The organism is Gilliamella sp. B3023, from assembly GCF_026536845.1.
In the GTDB taxonomy this organism is placed as follows: domain Bacteria; phylum Pseudomonadota; class Gammaproteobacteria; order Enterobacterales; family Orbaceae; genus Gilliamella; species Gilliamella apicola_E.
The window spans coordinates 27859-47693 of record NZ_JAFNNH010000021.1 but is presented as its reverse complement, the minus strand read 5'-3'; the positions used below and the strand labels follow the sequence as shown (position 1 = coordinate 47693).

The following is a 19835-nucleotide window of genomic DNA, read 5'->3' as shown; positions in this document are numbered from 1 at the left end:
TAGTTGTCTGTGATGTCAATGCGTGACCCGAAAAAGGAAGGAAAAGAGCCACGAAAAAAACAATCTGCCGGGATAATTGGGAAAAGGATCGAAAACAGGATCCGAAAAACGACCGGAAAAAAGATCGAGAAGAGGATCGCGGAAGCGATCGCGCGAAAATTCGCGGAATTTCACTTGATTGCGTGGAAAAACAAGTTTCAGTGAAAAATTTAAGCTGAGAGCTGGACTTAGACGAATTTAAAAGATAGGTTGGCCAGGTTGCCTGTTGCCTGTTGCCTGTTGAAAATTATAATGCATTTTGGACTGCCCTGTCAAGTAATTTTTTGATTAATTTGCAATTTTACACGTTTCTGTCAAATTTTAGCCCATTAGCTAAAACCGTGTAAAAAGTATAGTGATTGGAAAAACACGATGCAACACTTTTTTTCACTCACTTGCGTTAACTTTCGTAAAGAGGTTCTAAAATGGTTCTAGTTTATAATTAGTTAACTGCTGTTTTAATTAGAGATATTGTGATTACAAATCTTTAAAATTAGAGCGATTGATCCTCGAAAATTTTATTTTAGGGCTTTAAATTAGAAATTTAGTGATTTTGATATTTTAATAATTTTTTAAGTGAAATTGAGAACCCCAAAAACCCCGCTCCTCAACTTTTTTTGCGATAGAAACCTCAAAAATAAACCCGCGGGTAATTCAAACGTCGCTAAGCCGCTTAATCGCTTATTATGATTTCTTCGACTATTTAATTTTTAAATACATATCCTCTTACTTTATGAAAGGATTTTATGCAATAACTTATCTGATCATATTTCATCCATTCGTAAGTCTGAATTTTTTCTAAATGATAGTTATGATCTTTTACTACATTTCTATTTTAATTAGTTTTTGTTCGTTTTATAATCAATCCCCTCAACTTCTTACAATCTTCGATTTTTAATAAAAACAATGTGTTAATTAAGAGTAAATTTTCAACGCAAGGGAGTATTAACATGAATGATGGGTTAAAACTAGAAAAAATAAAAGCCTTATTTGAAAAACTTGAATTACCCGATTTTAATAGCTCATCAATAATTTATGGTTCTATCCACCCAAAACTTTGGAGATTTGCACTTTTTCAGGGCGCAGCCGCTTTTGATATTAAACACTACCTTATTTATTTTAATTCCGATGAAATTATTTTAATTGGCTTAACTCTCGGTGCAGATTTAACGAATGATGTTATTCGAATACCAATGACGTCAATTTCAAATTTCAAGTTCAAAAAAGGCTGGATTACCAGTAAATTTGAATTTACTATGGCTGGAAACAAAAGATATCCATTTATAGTACCTAATTTTGTGTTCATCGCAAAATGGCAAAAGCCAAATTTAACCCATATTGTTTCCACCTATTTTAATCAATAATTAACTCAATTATCTTTTACCTATATGATGAAGCATAATTACCTAATATATTGTATTATTGGGTAATTTAATTTCAATTTTTACGTTTAATGTGTGATGCAGTCCTTGCCCGCATCGGAAATCCGTGAATTTGATTATAGTGCTTAGTGCTTTATAAAAAGTCCGAATCTGTTCTAACTTGCATATTTCAGTTTTCTAGTTTAATTTATCGTCACTAACCCATTCACTTTTTGAGATGAGACATGACGATATCATTTAAAGAGCAGCAACAACGGATCAATTTTGTTAAACAATTTTTTGCTGAGCAATTAGCTAATAATTTATCACTAATTGAAGTTCAAGCCCCACTTTTGAGTCAAATTGGTGATGGTGTTCAGGATAATTTATCTGGGACTGAGAAGGCGGTTCAGGTTAATATTAAGAGTATTCCTGATGCGCAATTTGAAGTGGTTCATTCACTCGCTAAATGGAAACGCAAAATATTGAGCCAACATAATTTTCCAGTTGGTGAAGGTATTTATACCAATATGAAAGCACTTCGCCCTGATGAAGATAAGCTCTCCCCTATTCATTCTGTTTATGTCGATCAATGGGATTGGGAAAAAGTAATTCGTCCTGAAGATCGCAATCTTGCTTATTTAAAACAGACGGTAGAGAAGATTTATAGTGCTATTAAGGCTACAGAAAAAGTGGTTTCAGAAAAATATCATCTTTCTTGTTTTTTACCAGAGTCGATCACTTTTATGGATAGTGAGCAGTTATTGAAACGTTATCCTAATTTGTCACCAAAAGAGCGCGAAAACGCGATTACTAAAGACTTAGGCGCAGTATTTTTAATCGGTATTGGCGGTGATTTGTCAAATAAAGAAAAACACGATGTGCGCGCCCCTGATTATGATGATTGGAGTAGCGATAATGAGATGGGTTCTAAAGGATTAAATGGTGATATTTTAGTTTGGAATCCAGTTTTAAATAGTGGTTTTGAAATTTCGTCAATGGGTATTCGCGTCGATCCTGAGACGTTAAAGCGTCAATTAAAATTAACCAATAATGAAGATCGTCTGCAATATGCTTGGCATAAGGCATTAGCTAATGGTGATTTTTTACAGACAATTGGTGGCGGAATTGGACAATCTCGACTAACTATGTTGCTTTTACAACAACATCATATTGGGCAAGTCCAAGCAAGTGTTTGGGATGATGTAACCAAGCAAAACTATCAACAACTTTTATAATTCATGCTCAGCATGTTTTATCTAAAATGGTAAAACATGCTGTTTACTAGTCACTTTTATCCAATGCCATTTGCCAAAAATTTATTTCCAATTGCGTCGCTTGCTTAAATATTTGGCTTAATTGTTTAAATCGGTTTTCACTAATATTAAGTAATTGTTGTTCTATCCAAGCAATTTCTTTTTGTACTGCTTGTTGGAACTCCTTACTGGCATACATCTCAATCCAAGAGTGATATGGGTTGTTTTCGTTCCAACCTTGAATCCAATTAGCAATCATGCCATACCCAATTAAACAGGGCGCCATTGCTATGTGTATATCTAATATATCGCCGTGTAATCCAATATCAAGCACATAACGTGTATAATCGCTATTGGCTTTGGCTTCCTTTAATGTGCTTAGTTCATATTCAGATATGTGCCATTTTTTGCAATATTCAATATGCAGATCGAGTTCAACTTCAACAATGGTTTTTAAACTCTCTAATGATTGCCGAATTTGAGCAATGTCGTGACTTTTATATACTGCAAGTCCCCAAGCTCGGGAAAAGTTGATTAAAAAAAGATAATCTTGTTTAAGGTAGTATTGAAAGCAGGTTAAGTCTAATGTGCCTTTTCCTAATTGTTGAACAAAATCATGTTGAATGTAGTGTTTCCACTCGCTTGATTCAATCAGTGAGTTAAATGATGGCATAATGACTCCTTTTTGATAAATTCGCTATAAGGAGTTAAACAGATTTCTATAATAGACGTGTTTTAAACTCCCTTCGTCGGTATTAACCGAATCAGGTTCAACGGGTATAATCTCAGCCTATAGCACCCCGGTTAAACAAATTATAAAATTTATAAAATGGTTACTTAAATTTCTGTTTATTCTGCTTTTTGTTCAGTTTCCTGAGATTCTGTAGAAGTCGGCTCTGGAGTTTGAACTTTTTCTACTGGTGCCGAAGCTGGCGTTTGAACTGGAGCGTTACTAGGGCTGTCGCTCTCGACGGGTTGTGGTGTGATTTCAACAGGTGTTTCAGGCTCATCTTTAACTGATTTTGATGATGGTGTACGAATATAAACAATGCTTTGTTTACCTCGATCACATGATCCAACGATTTTACCTTCAATATTTTGTTCACCTTGAGGAACAAGTTTTAATTGGAAGCTATTTTCATTAACACCGTTATTTTTAATTTTTTCGGCGATATTTGCACTAATTTCGTCACAATTGGACGCAGATGCAATAACTGGGAGACCTAATAATAAAACTACTGCTAACTTTTTCATGATCTTTCCTTAAGATTATCGAGTAACTGATGCATTATAAAACGATTGTTTAAACTGTCCATATCGTTTTGAATAACGCTGCAAATAAATTTTATCAATAGATTTGAAAAAGCTAGCTTAGTATAGATTTTTTAGTTAATTCTGCTCTTGGTGTTGGTTTTCGAGTAATTTTAATTTATCTAGAACCCATGAGCGAATATCGGATAATTCGGCTTCAGATAATTGATTTACAAAGTCTCTTTTTGCGTGGAGTTGTTTGCGATCTTCTTCAGTCAAAACCACACCTTTTAAATTTAATAATACCTCTTTACGGTACATTGAGTAGATAAAATCTTTTATCAAATCATCGGAAAGATTAATATCAGCCATGGTGATTTCCTTATTTTATAAAACTCATTTGTTAATCATCAAATTTAGTTAATCTTTATATAAATAACATTCTGATAGATTTTAAAGATGAATCCAGCCTAAAAAATAGGCTGACTTTTACTATAGTCTAATCACTATTAGATAACAATAGTAAATCGATAAATTAAATTAATTGATTAAATTATTCACTTTATTATTTGATAAGTATTTAACAAACCTGTTGATAACTCAATAACAATATAATAATTAATAAGTTATATGCAAGGTTAATTTTTAATCTTCTCTGATTTCTCAATTTTTGAGTAACCATTATCTAGCCTATTTCACAAAAATTGTGATTATAAAAAAATACAGCATATATTATGCTGTATAAAGAAAATATAAGGGAGTTAAAACAAGAATTTATAAAGCAGTAATAAACGCGGTTAAACCAAATAATACTCCTGGAAAATTAGCTATTGCAATTGGCCAATCCTTTTTTTGTCGTAATAAGCCATAACAGACCCATAATGAGCAGTTAATTGCTGCCGCTAAAGGTTGAGTTGGATTAGCTTTAAATCCATGAAGATTGTCGATAATTTGTGGGATATACGATACGTACATTCCTAATGATGCAAGTGTTGCGATAACACCCAAATAGTGAAAAGCTTTTGGAGAAAGATTCAAAATCAGCCTACCTGCTTATATATGAAAGGAGCAAATAATCTAACATATATAACAAGTGAGTTAAATATTGGTGTACCGTGGTTTCAGATAATATTTTGTAAATAAAATGATAAGATTTTTTATGTGAATCTATTTTAAGTAATCGGATATGGTTTTTAATAATAAATGTTATTGCTACGAAGGCCTTATATCAAACGCAAATTGTTATATCAAATGATGTAGCTAATAAGGCATAAAAACCGTGATTTTTTGATAGTTTTGTGATTATTTAGCTGAGATTCAATCCAATAATGAGATTTGAAGTTTACCGATTAACCCTGCCTGTTTGTCTGGGCAGTTATGATCTATTTATTAACACCAAATACCTGTTAGAACAATCAATAAAAACTTAGTTCGCTTTATCTCATCAAATCTTTTGCAAAATGACCATAACTTAAACGTATAGCGCCAACTCGATCCCCAAAGTCAGTGCCTTGTGACACTATTATATGCTTTGCTAGTAATTGATTTAAAATAGCCAACTCCTGCGCCTGACTGCTAACGGGCAAATGGGCATATAGATGAAAACCGCCTGTGGGTATCTGGTAATTGATGTCACCTTTAAAATAGTCATCCAGCCAATCTATTAGTTGGTTAGCCTTCTGTTTTAATTGCTGGCGTAACCATTCTTGATGGGATTGGTAGTGATGAGTCAAATATTCTTCAGCTAAAAGTTGCGGTAATATACTTAATCCTGAGTCAATGTGATGCCTTATATTGGCTAGTTTTTCGATAATTTCTTTCGGAGCAATCATCCAACCAATACGTATATTGCGACCAATATATTTGGATAATGATCCTAAATAGATAACTTGATTACTGGTATCATATTTTTTTATCGGGTCGATATGACTCTTTTGATCAAAAGCTAACCCACTATAAGCATCATCCTCAACAATACCAATACACTGCTTTCGACAAAATGCCAATATCTGTTTTTTTCGATGATTACTCATCACACATCCCGTTGGATTTTGAAATATTGGATTTAGAAATAGCCATTTAATTTGCCGTTCTAAACTGACTTTTTGTAAACTCTCTAAGGTTATCCCTTCGGCATCACACTCAATACCATATAACCGCAAACCTGCTGCTTGAAATAGTGGTAATGAATAGAAATATGAAGGTGATTCAATGCCTATTGCATCGCCAGGTTTTAATAATCCTTGAGTAATTAAAAAGAGGGATTGCTGCGTTCCTGAGGTTATTAAAATTTGATCGGTATCAACCATCATGCCAAATTGGTTCAACATATAATTGGCGATCTGCACTTTGAGTGTAGGTAGACCCAATTGCAATGTGTCGCTTTGCTTTTCATAAGCAACCATTTCATGAGAGGTGATATTGGGTAACATTAATTTGGGCATCATATGAGTTGGTAAATCGCCATTAGCCAAATCACAGATGTTCGCCATTTGCTGACGAGTCTGAAATACTTTTTGTTGATATACACTTTTGCGATTTTGATAGAAATGGGCTGGCAGTCGCCAGTTAATGGTGGAGTAAGCTTGAAGCCCCCATTTTTGATCATTAATAAAGGTTCCACTACCCTGCTTACGAACCAATACATTACGTTCAGTTAAGATATCTAGCGCATGGACAATAGTTGAGCGGTTAACGTGCAGATTTTTAGCTAACTCTCGCTCTGATGGTAATCTCTCACCCGCTATTAATACCCCTTGTTCAATGTAGTTTTCAATCAACTGGACCACTTTTTTAAATAGTGCTCCGTCAAAAGCCGCTAATTTTTGTTTATTCCACATCGTCTATCAGTTTTTTGATTTATGCATAATTGGATGGGTTAATTATAGTCCAATTGGCTGTTTATTGAAGCAATTTTATTTTGAATAATACTTTATTTAATTAGGAGCAATCATGAAAACAGGTACACAAACAGTAAAACGTGGCATGGCACAGATGCAAAAAGGCGGTGTGATTATGGATGTAGTTAATGCCGAACAAGCAAAAATTGCTGAGCAAGCAGGTGCAGTGGCTGTAATGGCTTTAGAACGTGTTCCCTCTGATATACGCGCTGCTGGAGGCGTAGCACGAATGGCTGATCCAACAATCGTTGAAGAAGTGATGAAAGCAGTTACCATACCTGTTATGGCAAAAGCGCGAATCGGTCATATCGTTGAGGCACGCATTTTGGAGTCCATGGGCGTCGATTATATTGATGAAAGCGAAGTGCTGACACCAGCGGATGAACAATATCATTTATTGAAAGATGAATTTACCGTACCTTTTGTTTGTGGTTGTCGTGACTTAGGCGAAGCACTGCGTCGAATTGGTGAAGGAGCTTCGATGCTACGCACCAAAGGTGAACCAGGAACAGGTAATATTGTAGAAGCAGTAAGGCATATGCGCCGAGTAAATGAACAAATTCGTTTAGTTGTTGGTAAATCAAAAGATGAGTTGATGACATTTGCTAAAGAGATTGGGGCACCTTATGAGTTGATATTACAAATCAAACAACTGGGTAAACTACCGGTTGTTAATTTTGCTGCTGGTGGCATTGCTACGCCTGCTGATGCTGCATTGATGATGCAACTTGGTGCCGATGGTATGTTTGTTGGTTCAGGTATTTTTAAATCGCAAAATCCGGAAAAATTCGCTAAAGCAATCGTTCAAGCAACAACATATTTTGACGATTATCCAAGATTAGCTGAACTTTCAAAAGGATTAGGTGAAGCGATGAAAGGTATCGAAATCAGTAAATTAAGCGAATCTGAAAGAATGCAAGAGCGAGGTTGGTAATGAGCTCAAAAGCAAGTAAAACTATTGGTGTGCTTAATTTACAAGGCGCAGTGACTGAACATTTAAATATGCTTGCAACTATTGATTTAGTCATCCCAATTACAGTAAAAAAGCCCGAGCAATTGAGTCAAGTTGATGGTTTAATTATTCCGGGTGGTGAATCAACTGCAATAAGTCGTTTAATTCGGCAAAATGGCTTATTTGAACCAATCCAAGAGTTTGCCAAGCAAGGTAAAGGGATTTTTGGTACCTGCGCGGGTTTGGTGCTTTGCGGTAATGAAACAAGCCATAGCGAAGTTGAACAACTGGGTTTGATGGATATTGTGGTTGAACGTAATGGATTTGGTCGGCAAATTGCTAGCTTTGAGACGATGTTAGATATTGCACCTATTGGCCAGCAAGTTCCAGCTGTTTTTATCCGAGCGCCCTATATTGCTAGGGCGGGCAAGCAAGTCACACAACTTGCTTTTATTGATAATCATTGCGTAATGGCAGAGCAAGATAATATTTTAGTCTGCTCATTCCATGCCGAACTAACGACCGATAACCGCATAATGCGCTATTTTATTGAAAAATGCTGACTGTTTTTCTCTTATATAAAAAGATATTCGATTATAGGCACTAATTATTGGTGCCTTTTTCTCCTCAAAAACCCCGCTCCTCAACTTTTTTTCTATTTTTTAAATTATTTCCAACTTATTTCTGATTTTAATGTATTTGAAGGGAATAAATGGATAAATAAAAAAGTAAATTTAGTTTATTTGATTATTGGCACTAATTATTGGTGCTTTTTTTCCTCAAAAACCCCGCTCCTCAACTTTTTTTCTATTTTTTAAGTTATTCCTAACTTATTTCTGATTTTAATGTATTTGAAGGGAATAAATGGATAAATAAAAAAGTAAATTTAGTTTATTTGATTATTGGCATTAATTATTGGTGCTTTTTTTCCTCAAAAACCCCGCTCCTCAACTTTTTTTCTATTTTTTAAATTATTTCCAACTTATTTCTGATTTTAATGTATTTGAAGGGAATAAATGGATAAATAAAAAAGTAAATTTAGTTTATTTGATTATTGGTACTAATTATTGGTGCTTTTTTTCATCAAAAAACCCGCTCCTCAACTTTTTTTATCTATTTTTAAATTACTTGTAACTTATTTCTATCTGTCTTTATAATGTGTTAACAAATGATAAATAAAAAAGGTAAATAAATTATGATGACAGGAAGTTGTTTATGTGGCGAAGTTTTCTATCAACTAAATAATGAGATTAAAACAATTGTGTATTGTCATTGCTCGCGTTGTCGCAAACAAACAGGTTCGGCTTTTAATGCTGCAACAGCCATTAACCAGGAAGATTTAACTTTTATTAAGGGCGAAGAAAAGATAAAAATTTTTTCATGCTCAGGCGTTAATCGCCATTTTTGTGGTCAATGTGGTTCACACCTTTTTTCTAGTCGTGATAATGATAATAATAGTTATCGATTACGTATTGGCCTAATTAATGAACCAATTAATGCGGAAAAGCGTATTCATATTTATACCGGTTCAAAAGCGAATTGGGATATTATTTGTGATGGTTATCCTGAATTCGAAGAAGGAATCCCCCCAAAATAATTCGATGTTAATATCATTCGCTGGATGATGTTTATTTTCGAAAGCTAAGTCTGCTTTTAAAGCTCTTCATTACGTTGCCAATGGGTTTTATGCGCAAAACCCATTAGGTTATTTGTCATCTTGATTTGTTGCAATTGAATAGACCAAATCGGAGCTTTCATCACTCTAGCAAAAGGAAAAGCATGATAATAAAGTTTATAAGCATGACTTGCTTGATTTTCAGCAAGCAATTGAGCATTGCCTGTAAATTGTATCCCCTGAATTTTGGCAATCGATTTTGGACTGATGCTAATCGTGCCAGCAACATTAGGATTTTTTAGCATCCCTTGTGCATGTTGGGTTTTCAATTCTGATAAGAAATATAAGCACCAATTAACTTCATCAAATACATAAAATGCGTTGCATGACCATGGTTGGTTTTCTGCTAATATTAGGCTCAAACTTAACACATGTTGCTGTTTAATAAATTGCACGATTTTATGGTCAGATGATTTCATTATTTTATTCAGATTTTTGATTAAGACTCATATCCTCACCCCAGCGCGGTAAACTAGGTACATCAATATCAAACAGATCAAGCGCTCTGGCAACACTATGAGTGATAATATCATCGACACTTTCAATATGTTGATATAACGCAGGAACAGGTGGAAAAATAATTCCCCCCATTAATGTCACCGCTTCCATATTTTTAATGTGTCCTAGATGTAATGGGGCTTCTCGTGTCATTAACACTAAGCGACGACGCTCTTTTAAAACGACATCAGCAGCGCGTGTTAATAAATTATCAGATAGACCATGAGCTATTGCTGCCAGTGTTCGCATCGAGCAAGGTGCAACTAACATGCCCATTGTTTTATATGACCCACTAGCAATGGCAGCGCCAATATTGTCAACCGAATAGACCATATCGGCTAAAGATTCTAATTGTGCTAACTGGGATTTAGAATGTTCGTAATTCCCGGTTATTTTGGCCGCTTTTGATATGACAAGATGGGTTTGAATGTCCATTGGTTTTAGGAGTTCTAAAGCTTTTATACCATAAGCAAAGCCTGTTGCGCCACTTATACCAACTATCATTCTTCTCATATTGATTCCTACAGTCAAATTTCTGAATTTATTTTAACTTAGATTAATGCGTTAAGGTATGGGAATTTGTTTAATCGCGGAGTGAAAGTCACCGCTAACCTTTTTGTTAGCGGTGGAATTTGATATAACTTATTCTTTAGCCATTGGTTGTTCAACGACTTTTGTAGTTTGTTTACCTTGGATGGTTTTAATTTTGTCACCATAACTTTTTACGGCTTCTTTATTTGATAATAAGCTATATGTTAGCTTAAAGTCAGCGCTTTTACCTGGTTCTAATTGAGGAACACGTTTTTGTTCACGTTCAATAGTAACAGGATAGGCAAAGCTTGTACCTGGCTCAATACCAGTCACGTAACCTTGTTTAAGCGTATCGGTGTTTTTCCATAATGTAAGCACTGGTAACTGTTTAGTATTAAATGAAATACCAACCCCTTTATCACCTGCTTTGTTAGCCAACATCACTTGAGTTTGATTTTTTGAATCCGCATAAGGGAAGATGTTATAAACCATTTCGTCAAAGTTTTTTGTTGGTCCTAAATAGGTTTGCCAATTTTTAAGGCCGGTAGCTGCATAATCATTGAATGGTGAAACTTCTTTGACAGGTGCAACAAATTTTGCCCCTTCTTCAAGGATTGGTGTACCAAAATTGCTGTGATAGATAATTTGATAATCACGCGGGTAATCACCTTGGTTAGTCACAGTATCGTGAACAGTAAATTCTTTAGTTCCTGGTACATGAGAAATTCTAACCCAAGTTTCTAAATTGCTCTTTTTGAAAGCTTTTTCTTTGATAAGACCACTAACGGTAATGGTGTATGGTGCTTCGTCTTCAATATCAACAAACAGTTTTGAAACTGGTGTATTTTGCGCGCGCCCATGAAGGGTATACATCATTCCATCAGCTTGTACCGCATGACCTGTCCATTCAAATCCACAACGAACCATCATTTCATTAAAGCCATCTAACCAACCATTACCGCCACGGCTTTCTAAGTTGATATTATTTGGATGAACGATTTCTTCAACCGGGGAATCCCAACCTAAGCGCACTCCATCACCTTCAACTGAAAGGATGCCTAGACCACGAGTTGGGCTTAATTTAATAGTCAGTCCATCACTTATAAGAGTTAAGACTTCAACATCTTCTTGAAGCCCACCTCTAAGTACACTATTTTGCATACTAAAAGTTGGTGCACCCTTTGCATGTTCGACATTTGTTAGATACCAGCCACCTTTTCTAACTTGAATATCGGTGTCAGTAATAATGTAATGTGTAGCATTGGCAGAATAGGAGATTACTCCAAGCGCGACAGCTAACGTAAGATTTCTAATTTTCATGAGATTAATTCCTTATAATTATAATTAAAATATATATCCATCATGAGCAAGGATATGCGTTAATTGGGTCTAACCTGCCCTGCTTTCCAGTGTTTTCGACAAACTGAATGGTATTCACTATCACCAAGATGAATTGAATTACCAAATTTAACGATTTGTCCGTTTTCACCTTCTAACAGAATCATTGTCGCTTTTTTACCGCACCAGCATACGGTTTTAAGTTCTCTATAATTATCAGCAATTTCTAATAATGTTTTCGAACCTTCAAACAAATGCCCCATATAATCGGTCTTTAATCCAAAAAACATCATCGGAACGCCAAACTCATCACATACGTCTGACAACTTCCATATGGTATTGGACGATAAAAATTGACTTTCATCAATCAAAATACACGCATAGTTATTTTGTTTGATCTGTTCAATAATACCATCAACAGTATTATCATCAAGTTGTAATGCTTTTTTACGTAATCCAAGTCGAGATACAATCTCAACTGCGGAGTCGCGAGTATCGACCGATGATTTAAGTAATAATGTCTGCATATTATTACTTAAATAGTTATGATCTATTTGTAGTAATTCTGTGGATTTTCCGGCGTTCATTACGCCATAAATATAGTAAATTTTAGACAAAATTTGCGTCTCAAAAAGTTAGATAGTAATTATCAGTAACACTAAAAGTAAAAGGTAAGTCTCTCGACTTACCTTTTTGATGAATAAATTATTTGGCTTTACCTTGGTTTGCTACCGCTGCTTGTTTAGCTGCGATTTCATCAGCATTACCTAAGTAGTAATGTTTAACAACTTTCATGTTGTCATCAAATTCATAAACTAATGGTACGCCAGTTGGAATGTTAACATCGATAATGTCATCATCACTGATATTGTCTAAATGCTTAACTAGAGCACGAAGAGAGTTACCGTGAGCTGCAATAATAACACGTTCACCTTTTGCAACACGTGGTGCAATAGTTGATTCCCAGTAAGGAAGTACACGTTTAATTGTTAATGCTAAGCTTTCAGTTAATGGTAATTCTGATTCTGGTAATTTGCTATATCGTGAATCGTGACCAGGGAAGCGCTCATCTGATTTTTCAAGTGCAGGAGGAGTGATAGCAAAACCACGACGCCATAATTTAACTTGATCATCACCATATTTAGCAGCAGTTTCTGCTTTATTTAAACCTTGTAACGCACCATAATGACGTTCGTTTAATTTCCAGTTCTTTTCAACCGGTAACCATGCTTGATCAACTTCATCAAGGATGTGCCATAATGTATGAATAGCACGTTTTAAAACTGAAGTATATGCATAGTCAAATGTAAAGCCTTCTTGTTTTAGTAATTTACCTGCTTCAGCAGCTTCTTTGTTACCTTTGTCAGATAAATCAACATCAGTCCAACCACAAAAACGGTTTTCTTGATTCCAAACGCTTTCTCCGTGACGAATAAGAACTAATTTTTTTACTGCCATGAATATAACTCCTTAGTTACGTAAAATAAAATGGTTAAATGAATTGGACTTTCGTTAAAAATGCACGTTTGATTAAGTGCATTTTTAACGTTTTAATCTTTTTAAACACTTATTATTTAGATAAGTATTTTAATGGATCGACTGATTGCGCTTTATAACGAATTTCAAAGTGTAGTCGTACTGATGAAGTTCCCGTTGCGCCCATTGTCGCAATTTGTTCACCAGCTCGAACATTTTGTTGTTCTTTAACCAAAATAGTTTGGTTATGCGCATACGCCGTTAAATAGTCATCATTGTGTTTTACAATGATTAAGTTACCATAACCTGGTAATGCATTACCAGAATAAACCACTCGACCATCCGCTGCTGCAACGACTTTAGCGCCTAATGAACCAGCAATATCTATACCTTTAGTGGCATTAGAGAATTTTTCAATGATCTTACCTTGTGCCGGCCACTGCCATGTAATATTGGCAACATTCGATGTTGAGCTAGATGGTGATGGCGATGTGGTTGAAGCCGGTTCAGTTACAGTTTCAGTAGTTTCAACTGTATTGGTTGGTTTATTAGTACCAGATGTAGTAGTTGTTGTAGTAGTTACTGTTGTTACAACTGGTTTTGTTGAATTAGTCTGAGCAGGCGTATTCGTTGATGTGGTTTTTTTAGTTTCAACGATCGTTGTGCCACCGCTAACATCAAGCACTTGACCTACACTTACAGCAAAAGGTTCTTTGATATTATTTTTAGCAGCTAATGCTCGATAATCATTACCGGTTACCCAAGCGATATAAAACAGTGTATCGCCTCGTTTGACGGTGTAAGTATCACCTTGATAGCCACCTTTTGGAATATCATTATAATCACGATTATAGACAATACGTTCATTTGATGTCACAACACCTTGACTAGTTGAACCGCTAGTCGAATTACGAGATGCTGGCGCCGATGGTGTATAAGTTGATGTAGATGATGGCGCTCGATTACCTTTGGAAATAATTTCAGGCGGTTTTGTGTAAACCGAGGAGGTAGAAGATCTCGATGAATCAGATATATCTTCGATATCAGCTGGATTTGTCTGCGTACAAGCAGAAATCATCAAACTTAAACAACTTAATGTGAGAATTTTTTTCACAATAACACCTTTCATTTATATATATAGTTTTAATACGAACATTTTATCGTTTTTATAACAAAAAGCTATTATATTAATTACCAGCAAGCTAAATCAATAAAATCACAGCTAAAATAGCATTTTTATTGCTTAAAAACTGTAAATTCGGCAAATTTTACAGTTTATGTTGCTTATTGTAAGTTATTTAGGCGATATTTAGATGAAATCTATCACCAGTATAAAATGATTGCTAAAATTTGGTTTAATAAATGCCCTATTATCCGTCTATGTTTTATTGATTAAGACTTTTTTCGGCACTAGGAGTATGTACATTAAATTTGGTATAGTATATTTAAGACTTAAAAATTTACAGTGATCCCAAAATAATGACTTTATATATTGTAGCAACACCTATTGGTAATTTAGATGATATTACCCTTCGCGCGATTAATACACTTAAGCAAGTTGACTTAATTGCGGCTGAAGATACCCGTCATAGTGGACTGCTTTTGCAACATTTGGGGATTAAAGCCAAATTGTTCGCCTTACATGATCATAATGAGCAAGATAAATCACAACTATTAATTGAAAAACTTAAATCAGGATTATCAATAGCGTTAATATCTGATGCAGGCACACCATTAATTAATGACCCCGGTTATCATTTAGTGAAAGCTTGCCGTGAAAATAATATTAATGTCGTACCCATCCCTGGTGCATGTGCGGCCATTGCGGCACTCTCAGTGGCTGGATTACCTTCGGATAGATTTAGTTATGAGGGATTTTTACCGGCTAAAACAAAAGCACGACAAGATTATCTTACTACGTTAATTGATGAACCACGAACTATGATTTTTTACGAATCAACCCATCGACTTTTAGATACCTTGCATGATATGCAAACCATTTGGGGAAGCGATAGACAGATTGTGTTAGCTAAAGAGCTGACCAAAACATGGGAAACCATCGTCCATTTTTCCATAAAAGATCTGATTGAATGGTTAGAAGAAGATAGTAACCGACAAAAAGGCGAATTCGTTTTAATTGCCGAAGGTGTGAGTAAAACGGATGATGTGATTGATGCGAAAGCAATTAATACACTAAAACTGTTATTAAATGAGCTACCTTTAAAAAAAGCCGCTGCGATTACTGCTGAAATTTATGGACTGAAAAAAAATCAATTATATCAGCTCGGATTAACCTTTCAAAATTAGCTAACAATTATATTGTCAATAAAACTATTTTGAGATTAAGCATAGTATGGTTTTAAGTGTTGATTTCGATCTTCTTATATCATCAGCATTAGCACAATTAGTGTAATTTAGTATATAATCAATGTTTAAGATTTTTATAACACAAGGTAATAAACAATATGGGATTTAAATGTGGAATTGTCGGTCTACCAAATGTGGGTAAATCAACGCTTTTTAATGCACTAACTAAAGCTGGGATTGAAGCGGCTAACTTTCCGTTTTGTACTATCGAACCTAATACAGGCGTAGTGCCAATGCCCGATCCGCGTTTAGATCAATTAGCGGAAATTGTTAAGCCGCAACGAACATTACCAACGACCATGGAATTTGTTGATATCGCAGGTTTAGTAAAAGGTGCATCTAAAGGTGAAGGACTTGGTAACCAATTCTTAGCTAATATTCGTGAAACCGAAGCAATTGGCCATGTTGTTCGTTGTTTTGAAAACGAAAACATTGTTCATGTTGCAGGTAAAATCGATCCAGCTGAAGATATCGAAATTATTAACACAGAACTTGCGTTAGCCGATCTTGAAGCCTGTGAACGCGCTATTACTCGTTTACAAAAACGAGCTAAAGGTGGTGATAAAGACGCTAAATATGAACTTGAGATTCTTGAAAAGTGCCTTCCTCACCTTGAACAAGGTAAAAAATTATTACTTTTAAATTTAAGTAAAGAAGAATTAGATGCGATTAAATATCTTAGTTTCTTAACGTTAAAACCAACTATGTACATCGCGAATGTCAATGAAGATGGTTTTGAAAACAATCCGTTTTTAGATAAAGTGAAAGCCATCGCTGAACAAGAAAAAGCAGTCGTAGTACCAGTTTGTGCAGCTATTGAGGCAGAACTTGCTGAGCTTGATGATGCTGATCGTGATGAATTTATGCAAGATCTTGGTTTAACCGAACCGGGTCTAAATAGAGTTATCCGCGCGGGTTATAGTTTACTTAACTTACAAACTTATTTTACTGCTGGCGTTAAAGAAGTTCGTGCTTGGACTATCTCGGTTGGTGATACTGCACCTCAAGCAGCGGGGAAAATTCACACCGATTTTGAAAAAGGATTTATCCGTGCACAAACCATTGCCTTTGATGATTTTATCAAATATGGTGGTGAACAAGGTGCTAAAGAAGCAGGAAAAATGCGTTCAGAAGGAAAAGATTATGTCGTGCAAGATGGCGATATTATGAATTTCTTATTTAATGTATAATCAAGTTTTAATGGGTGCAGTTTAATACCGCACCCTATTTATTTCAATTTTGTAAAATTAATAACTCGCCAATATCACTCTTCCCTGAATGGATAATCAATTATAAGGAGCTTCATTTATGTTATTAACCTTTGAGCAAGCTAAAAAAAATATACTTGAAGCATCATCATTATACAATCAACTTTCAAGTGAAAAAGTTGCATTATTTGACGCCTTAGATTGTGTTACTGCTGAACCGGTTATTTCTCCAATTAATGTACCAAGTTTTAACAATTCGGCTATGGATGGTTATGCGGTAAGGTTAGCTGATATCAATCAATCGAAATTATTACCTTTAGCCGGTACTATTTTTGCTGGAGATGATATCTCAAATCTGAATTGGCCTTCAGGGAGTTGCTTACGCATTATGACTGGCGCGCCTGTTCCTGAACAAGCTGATGCTGTGGTGATGCAAGAAGAGACAGAGCAAACAGAGTCAGGTATTAATTTTTTAGGTGATATTAAATTAGGTAGCAATATTCGTTGTATCGGCGAAGATGTTAAACAAGATTCGGTGGTGGTGACTAAAGGTACACGTTTAACCATTCCAACACTATCAAGTTTAGCCACGCTTGGTATAACTGAATTAGTCGTATATAAAAAAATAAAAGTCGCTATCTTTTCAACCGGAAATGAATTAACCGATATTGGTGATCCGCTAACAAACAAAAGTGCAATTTATGATAGTAATCGATTTACGCTAAAATTATTATTATCTAAATTAAATTGCCAAATTATCGATTTAGGTATTATTGCCGATGATCCGAACCGAATTAAGCAATCACTTGAAACAGCGTCTAAACTTGCTGATTTAGTGATTACCAGCGGTGGCGTTTCTGTTGGTGATGCAGATTATACAAAAACAGCTTTAGAAGCATTGGGTAAAATTAATTTCTGGAAAATTGCTATAAAACCCGGTAAGCCGTTTGCGTTTGGAAAGATAGGTGATGCGCTGTTTTGTGGATTACCCGGCAATCCTGTTTCGACATTGGTCACTTTCTATCAGTTAGTTCAGCCTTTGATTTTAGCACTGTCAGGAGAGCATTTAACCTCTAACAATCTGTCATTTAAAGTGAAAGCAGCAACGAATCTTAAAAAAAGTGTTGGCCGATTAGATTTTCAACGCGGTGTGTTGCAAGTTAATTCTGAAGGTGAGTTAGAAGTTGCTTCAACGGGTCAACAAGGCTCACATCTAACTCAGTCGTTTAATCATGCCAACTGCTTTATCATCCTTGAGCAAGAAAGAGGCAATGTTGCTAAAGGTGAATATGTGACAGTTGAGCTGTTTAATAATTTATTAAAATAGCGCAACTAAAACAGCACCTGCAGCAATCATGGCTACACCAATGGCAGAAAGAAATGAAATTTTTTCGCCAAAGATAATAACAGCAAAAATTACGGCAAAAACAACGCTAAGTTTATCAATCGGGGCAACTTGCGAGACTTTACCTTCTTTGATTGCCATGAAGTAGAATAACCAAGATAATGCCCCAGCAACTCCACTCAATGCGATAATAAGTAATGCTTTCTTATCGTTAAAGAACGTGTTAATTAGATTTAGCTTTCCTTGCACGGCAACCACGCCAACTAAAAAAATCGCCATAACAATAGCCCGTATTGCAGTTGCAGTATTGGCATCGAGGTGTTGTAAACCAATTTTACCTAAAATTGCAACACAGGCAGCGGTAATTGCCGATAGCAAAGCATAAACAAGCCAAGCGCTCATATTAATACCTATCTATTTGGAATAAATACTGTTGATTGTTTGAATTCTTTTGGCATTGTTCTGATTTATTCATCACTCCTCGGCAATCTTCAAGCACACCGTGAGCTTTTGACCAATGGTACTGTTTGCCTTCATCATTTTTACCACCACAAGCTGTTAAACTTAAACTTAGTGTCAGGCAAGTTAGTGCGATAATTACTGGTTTCATCATATCCCCTCGCAAATATTTCGTTATCTTATAATTTATTCATTATTCTAATGCATTATTAAACTGATTGATAGCAAAGCTATCACCTATTTTTATTACGTGAAAAGCACGACCTTTCTTCAAAGAATTTAATAAAAACGGTGGTTCATCTAACGATTCATCCGCTAATTCAAAAGCTCCCCAATGAATGGCGATCGCTGATTGGCAATTTAATTCATCATACAGTTGCAATGCTTGTTGAGGGTCGATGTGCTGTGATTGCATAAACCAACGTGGTGCATATGCGCCTATGGGGATCAAGGCTAGATCGATTTGCTTAAACCTTTCGCCAATTTTCTTTAAACTGGTTGAATAGCCGGTATCGCCCATAAAGTAGATATTTTTCGATAACGGCGAGTCATCATTCTGCATTACCCAACCACACCATAATGATTTGTTGACATCAAAAGCACCACGATTACTCCAATGCTTTGCTGGTGTCGCAGTAAACGTTATTCCACCAATATTAGAAGATTGCCACCAGTCCAACTCAATAACTTGCTTCGCTCCCCATTTTAATAGTTTGGTTTTGAGCCCTAGGGGAACTAAAATAGTCATTTGTGGAAAACGTTTTACCAGTTGCCTAATACTATTAAAATCAAGATGGTCATAATGGCTATGCGATATCAAAACCACATCAATCGTTGGTAATTTATCGATAGTAATAGCGGGTTTGGTTCGTCGTTTGGGGCCAATAAATTGGAACGGCGAGACTCGGTTGGAAAAAACCGGATCGGTTAATATCCATTTATTATTAAGTCTTATTAACGTAGTTGAATGCCCTATCCACCAGACTCTATCACCTTCTAAATTTAAATCAATTGAGCTACACCAAGTTTGGTTAAATACTTGATATCCCGCTTTCGGGGGTAAGACTTTACGTTTAAGGCGCCAACGTAAAGCGTCAGTCAATTTAATTGAAAAAGGCTCGCTATTTTCAAAAGCTGTATGATGTAAATTATCACTTTCGTTTTTTTTATTCATTAATT

22 protein-coding genes and 1 riboswitch are annotated in these 19835 nt (G+C 35.4%); of the genes, 8 read left to right on the top strand and 14 right to left on the bottom strand.

What is annotated here, in order from left to right; genetic code table 11:
* The first annotated feature begins 989 nt into the window (after window positions 1-989).
* Together J3U16_RS10890 and asnA are read left to right on the top strand one after the other, a co-directional pair.
* Window positions 990-1403: a hypothetical protein gene (locus J3U16_RS10890; RefSeq protein ID WP_065733967.1), complete on the top strand. Its 414-nt coding sequence runs from the start codon at window positions 990-992 to the stop codon at window positions 1401-1403.
* A gap of 242 nt (window positions 1404-1645) precedes the next feature.
* The gene (gene asnA, locus J3U16_RS10885) at window positions 1646-2638 is read left to right on the top strand and encodes an aspartate--ammonia ligase (RefSeq protein WP_267343048.1); all 993 of its coding nucleotides are present in this window, start codon (window positions 1646-1648) and stop codon (window positions 2636-2638) included.
* 46 nt (window positions 2639-2684) lie between these two features.
* Here the strand turns inward: asnA and tenA are convergent, their stop codons facing one another.
* The 5 genes from tenA to J3U16_RS10860 all read right to left on the bottom strand — a co-directional run bounded on the left by tenA (window position 2685) and on the right by J3U16_RS10860 (window position 6747).
* Window positions 2685-3329, bottom strand: coding sequence for a thiaminase II (tenA, locus tag J3U16_RS10880; RefSeq protein WP_267343047.1), 645 nt, complete (start codon window positions 3327-3329; stop codon window positions 2685-2687).
* A 51-nt stretch (window positions 3330-3380) separates the two neighbouring features.
* A riboswitch (TPP riboswitch) is annotated at window positions 3381-3469 on the bottom strand.
* A 36-nt stretch (window positions 3470-3505) separates the two neighbouring features.
* Entirely contained in the window at window positions 3506-3910 is a 405-nt protein-coding gene (locus J3U16_RS10875) for a DUF1161 domain-containing protein (RefSeq protein ID WP_220225956.1), read from the bottom strand.
* Between the two features lie 135 nt (window positions 3911-4045).
* The gene (locus J3U16_RS10870; RefSeq protein ID WP_065562626.1) at window positions 4046-4279 is read right to left on the bottom strand and encodes a hypothetical protein; all 234 of its coding nucleotides are present in this window, start codon (window positions 4277-4279) and stop codon (window positions 4046-4048) included.
* Window positions 4280-4681: 402 nt separating this feature from the next.
* Entirely contained in the window at window positions 4682-4945 is a 264-nt protein-coding gene (locus J3U16_RS10865; RefSeq protein WP_081299490.1) for a SemiSWEET family transporter, read from the bottom strand.
* A gap of 398 nt (window positions 4946-5343) precedes the next feature.
* Window positions 5344-6747, bottom strand: coding sequence for a PLP-dependent aminotransferase family protein (locus J3U16_RS10860; RefSeq protein WP_267343046.1), 1404 nt, complete (start codon window positions 6745-6747; stop codon window positions 5344-5346).
* A gap of 109 nt (window positions 6748-6856) precedes the next feature.
* On the opposite strand from J3U16_RS10860, the gene pdxS reads away from it, so the two are divergent.
* The 3 genes from pdxS to J3U16_RS10845 all read left to right on the top strand — a co-directional run bounded on the left by pdxS (window position 6857) and on the right by J3U16_RS10845 (window position 9356).
* Entirely contained in the window at window positions 6857-7741 is an 885-nt protein-coding gene (pdxS, locus tag J3U16_RS10855; protein ID WP_324169879.1) for a pyridoxal 5'-phosphate synthase lyase subunit PdxS, read from the top strand.
* Window positions 7741-8322 (top strand): pyridoxal 5'-phosphate synthase glutaminase subunit PdxT, encoded by a 582-nt coding sequence (gene pdxT / locus J3U16_RS10850; RefSeq protein WP_267343043.1) that lies wholly within the window; start codon window positions 7741-7743, stop codon window positions 8320-8322. Before pdxS ends, pdxT begins: the two co-directional genes overlap by 1 nt.
* Window positions 8323-8954: 632 nt before the next feature.
* Window positions 8955-9356 carry a GFA family protein gene (locus J3U16_RS10845; RefSeq protein WP_267330725.1) on the top strand — a complete coding sequence of 134 codons (402 nt, stop codon included), beginning with the start codon at window positions 8955-8957 and terminating at the stop codon, window positions 9354-9356.
* A 56-nt stretch (window positions 9357-9412) separates the two neighbouring features.
* Here the strand turns inward: J3U16_RS10845 and J3U16_RS10840 are convergent, their stop codons facing one another.
* The 6 genes from J3U16_RS10840 to nlpD all read right to left on the bottom strand — a co-directional run bounded on the left by J3U16_RS10840 (window position 9413) and on the right by nlpD (window position 14391).
* Window positions 9413-9853, bottom strand: a complete 441-nt coding sequence (locus J3U16_RS10840; protein ID WP_267343041.1) for a pyridoxamine 5'-phosphate oxidase family protein — start codon at window positions 9851-9853, stop codon at window positions 9413-9415.
* Between the two features lie 4 nt (window positions 9854-9857).
* On the bottom strand, window positions 9858-10445 hold the full coding sequence (locus J3U16_RS10835; protein ID WP_220225950.1) for a UbiX family flavin prenyltransferase: 588 nt from the start codon (window positions 10443-10445) through the stop codon (window positions 9858-9860).
* Between the two features lie 129 nt (window positions 10446-10574).
* Entirely contained in the window at window positions 10575-11783 is a 1209-nt protein-coding gene (locus J3U16_RS10830) for an aldose 1-epimerase family protein (protein ID WP_267343039.1), read from the bottom strand.
* 59 nt (window positions 11784-11842) lie between these two features.
* Entirely contained in the window at window positions 11843-12418 is a 576-nt protein-coding gene (locus tag J3U16_RS10825; RefSeq protein WP_065733958.1) for a thymidine kinase, read from the bottom strand.
* A gap of 88 nt (window positions 12419-12506) precedes the next feature.
* Entirely contained in the window at window positions 12507-13259 is a 753-nt protein-coding gene (gene gpmA, locus J3U16_RS10820; protein WP_065562634.1) for a 2,3-diphosphoglycerate-dependent phosphoglycerate mutase, read from the bottom strand.
* A gap of 112 nt (window positions 13260-13371) precedes the next feature.
* Entirely contained in the window at window positions 13372-14391 is a 1020-nt protein-coding gene (gene nlpD, locus J3U16_RS10815) for a murein hydrolase activator NlpD (protein ID WP_267343038.1), read from the bottom strand.
* Between the two features lie 365 nt (window positions 14392-14756).
* Between nlpD and rsmI the strand changes: the two genes are divergently transcribed.
* The 3 genes from rsmI to moeA all read left to right on the top strand — a co-directional run bounded on the left by rsmI (window position 14757) and on the right by moeA (window position 18179).
* Window positions 14757-15584 carry a 16S rRNA (cytidine(1402)-2'-O)-methyltransferase gene (gene rsmI / locus J3U16_RS10810; protein WP_267343037.1) on the top strand — a complete coding sequence of 276 codons (828 nt, stop codon included), beginning with the start codon at window positions 14757-14759 and terminating at the stop codon, window positions 15582-15584.
* Window positions 15585-15742: 158 nt separating this feature from the next.
* Complete coding sequence (gene ychF / locus J3U16_RS10805; protein ID WP_267343036.1) at window positions 15743-16834, top strand: redox-regulated ATPase YchF; 1092 nt, start codon at window positions 15743-15745, stop codon at window positions 16832-16834.
* 118 nt (window positions 16835-16952) lie between these two features.
* Window positions 16953-18179, top strand: coding sequence for a molybdopterin molybdotransferase MoeA (gene moeA / locus J3U16_RS10800; RefSeq protein WP_267330720.1), 1227 nt, complete (start codon window positions 16953-16955; stop codon window positions 18177-18179).
* On the opposite strand, the gene J3U16_RS10795 is transcribed toward moeA, so the two are convergent.
* The 3 genes from J3U16_RS10795 to J3U16_RS10785 are packed head-to-tail and all read right to left on the bottom strand — an operon-like array spanning window position 18171 to window position 19830.
* On the bottom strand, window positions 18171-18599 hold the full coding sequence (locus J3U16_RS10795; RefSeq protein ID WP_065562639.1) for an EamA family transporter: 429 nt from the start codon (window positions 18597-18599) through the stop codon (window positions 18171-18173). The two genes, moeA and J3U16_RS10795, sit on opposite strands and share 9 nt — an antisense overlap.
* Before the next feature lies 1 nt (window position 18600).
* Window positions 18601-18807, bottom strand: coding sequence for a hypothetical protein (locus tag J3U16_RS10790; protein ID WP_065562640.1), 207 nt, complete (start codon window positions 18805-18807; stop codon window positions 18601-18603).
* Between the two features lie 42 nt (window positions 18808-18849).
* Entirely contained in the window at window positions 18850-19830 is a 981-nt protein-coding gene (locus J3U16_RS10785; RefSeq protein ID WP_267343035.1) for an MBL fold metallo-hydrolase, read from the bottom strand.
* Window positions 19831-19835: the final 5 nt, after the last annotated feature.